Source organism: Pseudomonas sp. NPDC086112 (assembly GCF_044746425.1).
Taxonomy (GTDB): Bacteria; Pseudomonadota; Gammaproteobacteria; order Pseudomonadales; family Pseudomonadaceae; genus Aquipseudomonas.
The window spans coordinates 1-3,849 of the sequence record NZ_JBIVCD010000085.1; the positions used below are offsets into that span (position 1 = coordinate 1).

General features: G+C 58.7%; 3 protein-coding genes. All 3 read left to right on the plus strand.

Translation table 11 applies throughout. The features are described from left to right. A partial coding sequence (locus tag ACIPLA_RS27970; protein WP_401177694.1) for a 2-oxoglutarate dehydrogenase E1 component occupies positions 1-1,624 on the plus strand: 1,624 nt, incomplete at its 5' end. A 42-nt stretch (positions 1,625-1,666) separates the two neighbouring features. Next, a complete protein-coding gene (gene odhB, locus ACIPLA_RS27975) occupies positions 1,667-2,884 on the plus strand; it encodes a 2-oxoglutarate dehydrogenase complex dihydrolipoyllysine-residue succinyltransferase (protein ID WP_401177697.1) in 1,218 nt (405 codons plus the stop codon). 110 nt (positions 2,885-2,994) lie between these two features. Then, positions 2,995-3,849, plus strand: an 855-nt coding sequence (locus tag ACIPLA_RS27980; RefSeq protein WP_401177700.1) for an FAD-dependent oxidoreductase, incomplete at its 3' end; no start/stop codon positions are given.

Consider the following 3,849-nt stretch of genomic DNA (forward strand, 5'->3'; position numbering starts at 1 on the left):
CAACCCGCTGGACTCGCGCTCCACCGAGTACGCGACCGACGGTGCGAAGATGATCCAGGCGCCGATCCTCCATGTGCATGGTGAGGATCCGGAAGCCGTGTTGTTCGTGACCCAACTGGCCATCGACTACCGCATGCAGTTCAAGCGTGACGTGGTAATCGATATGGTCTGCTACCGTCGTCGTGGCCACAACGAGGCCGACGAGCCTAGCGGCACCCAGCCAATCATGTACCAGCAGATCACCAAACAGCGCACCACCCGTGAGCTGTATGCCGATCGTCTGACCCAGAGCGGTGTGCTGGACGCAGAGCGTGTTCAGGCGAAAGTCGACGAATACCGCAATGCGCTGGACAACGGTCTGCATGTTGTAAAAAGCCTGGTCAAAGAGCCGAACAAAGAGTTGTTCGTGGACTGGCGTCCGTATCTGGGCCATGCCTGGACCGCGCGTCACGACACTCGTTTCGATCTGAAAACCTTGCAGGAACTGTCCGCCAAGCTGCTGGAAATTCCGGAAGGCTTCGTGGTTCAGCGCCAGGTCTCGAAAATCTACGAAGACCGTCAGAAAATGCAAGCCGGCGGCCTGCCGATCAACTGGGGTTACGCCGAAACCATGGCGTACGCGACCCTGGCGTTCGAAGGTCACCCGATTCGCATGACGGGTCAGGACATCGGTCGCGGTACGTTCTCGCACCGTCACGCTGTCTTGCACAACCAGAAAGACGCGGGTACCTACGTCCCGCTGCAAAACCTGTACAAGGGCCAGCCACGTTTCGACCTGTACGATTCGTTCCTGTCCGAAGAAGCCGTGCTGGCGTTCGAATACGGTTACTCGACCACCACGCCTGAGGCGTTGGTGATCTGGGAAGCACAGTTCGGCGACTTCGCCAACGGTGCCCAAGTGGTTATCGACCAGTTCATCACCAGTGGCGAGCACAAGTGGGGCCGTCTCTGCGGTCTGACCATGCTGCTGCCGCACGGGTATGAAGGTCAGGGTCCGGAGCACTCTTCGGCCCGCCTGGAGCGTTACCTGCAACTGTGCGCCGAGCACAACGTTCAGGTTGCCGTCCCGACCACCCCGGCTCAGATCTACCACTTGCTGCGTCGTCAGGTGATTCGCCCGCTGCGCAAGCCGTTGATCGTCCTGACTCCGAAGTCGCTGCTGCGTCACAAACTGGCCATCTCGACCCTGGAAGATCTGGCCGAAGGTTCGTTCCAGACCGTTATCCCGGAAATCGATGCCCTGGACCCGAAAAAGGTCGAGCGCGTTGTTCTGTGTAGCGGCAAGGTCTACTACGACCTGCTGGAAAAACGCCGTGCCGAAGGTCGTGATGACATCGCCATCGTGCGTATCGAGCAGCTGTACCCATTCCCTGAGGACGACCTGAAAGAAGTCCTGGCTCCTTACACCAACGCCAAGCATGCCGTTTGGTGTCAGGAAGAGCCGATGAACCAGGGTGCCTGGTACTGCAGCCAACACCACTTGCGTCGTAGCATCAGTACGCTCAACAAGTCTCTCGTACTCGAGTACGCGGGCCGTGAGGCTTCTGCTGCACCTGCTTGTGGTTATGCATCGATGCACGCTGAGCAGCAGGAACAACTGCTGCAAGACGCCTTTACTGTTTAACGCCTTCGCGCACCTGAAACCGAATTTAAGGACCCACAGATAATGGCTATCGAAATCAAAGCCCCCACTTTCACGGACTCGGTTGCCGATGGCACCGTTGCCACCTGGCACAAAAAACCGGGCGACGCCGTCAAGCGTGACGAACTGATCGTCGACATCGAAACTGACAAAGTCGTACTGGAAGTGTTGGCCACCGCTGATGGCGTGCTGGGCGCTATCGTCAAGAACGAAGGCGACACCGTTCTGTCCGACGAAGTTCTGGGCTCCATCGGTGAGGGCAGTGCTGCCGCCGCTGCTCCTGCCGCCGCTGCTGCACCTGCCGCTGCCGCTGCTCCTGCCGAAGCGGGCGAAGACGATCCTGTTGCTGCACCGGCTGCTCGCAAGCTGGCTGAAGAAAACGGCATCAACATCGCTTCCGTTGCCGGTACTGGCAAAGGCGGTCGTGTGACCAAGGAAGACGTTGTTGCCGCTGTAGCTGCCAAGAAAGCCGCTCCGGCTGCCGCGCCTGCCAAGGCTGCTGCGCCTGCCGCTGCTGCTCCAGTGTTCGCTGCCGGCGATCGCATCGAGAAGCGCGTACCGATGACCCGCGTGCGGGCCACCGTTGCCAAGCGTCTGGTTGAAGCTCAATCGAACATGGCAATGCTGACCACTTTCAACGAAGTCGACATGACCGAAGTCATGGCCCTGCGTTCGAAGTACAAGGATCTGTTCGAGAAGTCCCACAACGGCGTGCGCCTGGGCTTCATGTCGTTCTTCGTCAAGGCTGCCACCGAAGCGCTGAAACGCTTCCCGGCTGTCAACGCGTCGATCGACGGTGCTGACATCGTTTACCACGGCTACGCCGACGTCGGTGTTGCTGTTTCCAGCGACCGCGGCCTGGTTGTACCGGTTCTGCGTAACGCCGAACTGATGAGCCTGGCTGAAATCGAAGGCGGCATCGCCACCTTCGGCAAGAAGGCTCGTGACGGCAAGCTGTCGATGGACGAAATGACCGGTGGTACGTTCACCATCACCAACGGTGGTACCTTCGGTTCGATGATGTCGACTCCGATCGTCAACCCGCCACAAGCGGCCATCCTGGGCATGCACAACATTCTGCAGCGTCCTATGGCGATCAACGGCCAAGTCGTTATCCGTCCGATGATGTACCTGGCTCTGTCCTACGATCACCGTTTGATCGACGGCAAAGAAGCTGTGACCTTCCTGGTTACCATCAAGAACCTGCTGGAAGACCCGGCTCGTTTGCTGCTGGATATCTGATTTCGTTGCACGGGCCGTTCAGCGATGGACGGCCCTTCTGTAATGACCAGCTTCGTCCCACGACGGTCCCCAAAAGGGGCCGTCCGGTTTGATTCGAGAAGGAATGACACATGACTCAGAAATTCGACGTGGTAGTGATTGGCGCGGGCCCTGGCGGCTACGTGGCTGCCATTAAAGCAGCGCAATTGGGCCTCTCCACTGCCTGCATCGAGAAATACACCGACAAGGAAGGCAAACTGGCCCTCGGCGGTACTTGCCTGAACGTCGGCTGCATTCCATCCAAGGCGCTGCTGGACAGCTCCTGGAAGTTCCACGAAGCCCAAGACGGCTTCGCGATCCACGGTATCAACCACGCTGGCGTGACCATGGACGTGCCAGCAATGGTCGGCCGTAAAGCCAACATCGTCAAAGGCCTGACCTCGGGTGTTGCCACCCTGTTCAAGGCAAACGGTGTGACCTCGATCCAGGGCCACGGCAAACTGCTGGCCGGCAAGAAAGTCGAAGTCACCAAGCCTGACGGTTCGGTAGAAATCATTGAAGCCGAGAACGTGATTCTGGCTCCAGGTTCGCGTCCGATCGACATTCCACCGGCTCCGGTCGACCAGAATGTGATCGTCGATTCGACTGGCGCGCTGGAATTCCAATCGGTTCCAAAACGTCTGGGCGTGATTGGCGCTGGCGTGATCGGTCTGGAACTGGGTTCGGTCTGGTCCCGTCTGGGCGCAGAAGTGACTGTTCTCGAAGCGCTGGACACCTTCCTGATGGCCGCTGACGCTGCCGTTTCCAAGGAAGCGCTGAAAACCCTGACCAAACAAGGTCTGGACATCAAGCTGGGTGCTCGCGTTACCGGTTCCAAAGTGAACGGCGACGAAGTCGTTGTGAACTACACCGATGCCAACGGCGAACAGAACATCACTTTCTACAAGCTGATCGGAGCCGTTGGTCGCCGTCCGGTGACCACTGAT

Coding starts and splice junctions, on each gene's coding strand:
- odhB (WP_401177697.1), top strand. CDS start 1,667: ATGGCTATCGAAATCAAAGCCCCCACTTTCACGGACTCGGTTGCCGAT.